Source organism: Burkholderia sp. RF2-non_BP3, assembly GCF_001522185.1.
GTDB lineage: Bacteria > Pseudomonadota > Gammaproteobacteria > Burkholderiales > Burkholderiaceae > Burkholderia > Burkholderia diffusa.
In genome coordinates this window covers 1-1626 of record NZ_LOSU01000065.1, presented here as the reverse complement: position 1 = coordinate 1626, position 1626 = coordinate 1, and the positions used below count along the sequence as shown (strand labels likewise).

At 65.5% G+C, this 1626-nt stretch carries 1 protein-coding gene; it reads left to right on the top strand.

Features of this window, described 5'->3' with window-relative positions; translation table 11 throughout:
* The coding region (locus tag WS45_RS29325; RefSeq protein ID WP_059702964.1) for an electron transfer flavoprotein-ubiquinone oxidoreductase at window positions 1-1626 on the top strand (1626 nt) is incomplete at both ends.

Sequence of the window (1626 nt, the reverse complement as noted above, 5' to 3'; positions counted from 1 at the left end):
GCAATACGGCCCGCGCGAATCGATGGAATACGACGTCGTGATCGTCGGCGGCGGCCCCGCCGGGCTGTCGGCGGCGATCCGGCTCAAGCAACTGGCCGCCGAGAAAGGCACCGAGATCGGCGTGTGCGTGCTCGAGAAGGGTTCCGAGATCGGCGCGCACATCCTGTCGGGCGCGGTGATGGATCCGCGCGCGATCACCGAACTGTTCCCCGACTGGAAGGAGCAGGGCGCACCCTTGAACGTCGAGGTGACGGAAGACCGCTTCCTGTTCCTGTCCGAGAACAGCGCGGTCACGACGCCCAACTGGGCGCTGCCCGACAACTTCAAGAATCACGGCAACTACGTGATTTCGCTGGGCAACGTCACGCGTTGGCTCGGTCAGCAGGCGGAAGCCTTGGGCGTCGAGATCTTCCCGGGCTTCCCCGCTGCCGAGATTCTCTACAACGACGACGGCTCGGTGAAGGGTGTTGCCACCGGCAACATGGGCGTGGGCAAGGACGGCGAGCCAACCGAGAACTTCCAGCTCGGCATGGAGCTGCACGCGAAGTACACGCTGTTCGCCGAAGGCTGCCGCGGCCACCTCGGCCGCCAGCTGATCTCGAAGTTCAAGCTCGACGCGAACGCCGATCCGCAGGCGTACGGGATCGGTATCAAGGAGCTGTGGGAAATCGATCCGGCCAAGCACAAGCCGGGCCTCGTGATCCACACGGCCGGCTGGCCGCTGAAGTCGGATACGTACGGCGGCTCGTTCCTGTATCACATGGACAACAACCAGGTCGTGGTCGGCTTCGTGGTGGGCCTGGGCTACACGAACCCGTACCTGTCGCCGTTCGAGGAATTCCAGCGCTACAAGACGCATCCGTCGATCCGCGCGTTCCTCGAAGGCGGCAAGCGCGTGTCGTACGGCGCACGCGCGATCACGGCCGGCGGCCTGCTGTCGCTGCCGAAGACGGTGTTCCCGGGCGGCGCGCTGATCGGCGACGACGCGGGCTTCCTGAACGCATCGCGGATCAAGGGCAGCCACGCGGCGATCAAGACCGGCATGCTGGCGGCGGACGCCGCGTTCGACGCGCTGCAGGCCGGCCGCCAGAGCGACGAGCTCAACGCGTATCCGGACGCCTTCAAGCAGTCGTGGCTGCATACGGAGCTGTACCGCGCGCGCAACTTCAAGCAGTGGATGGCCAAGGGCCTGTATCTCGGCACGCTGATGGTCGGGCTCGAGCAGAAGGTGATGGGCGGCAACGTGCCGTGGACGCTGCACCACAAGCATGCGGACCACGAGATGCTGAAGCCGGCGTCGCAATGCACGCCGATCGAGTATCCGAAGCCGGACGGCAAGCTGACGTTCGACCGGTTGTCGTCGGTGTTCATCTCGAACACGAACCACGAGGAGAACCAGCCGGCGCACCTGACGCTGAAGGACGCAAGCGTGCCGGTGAACGTGAACCTGCGCACGTACGCGGGTCCCGAGGGACGCTTCTGCCCGGCGGCGGTGTACGAGTTCGTGAAGAACGACGACGGCAGCGACCGGCTGGTGATCAACGCGCAGAACTGCGTGCACTGCAAGACCTGCGACATCAAGGACCCGACGCAGAACATCGTGTGGGTCACGCCGGAAGGCGGCGG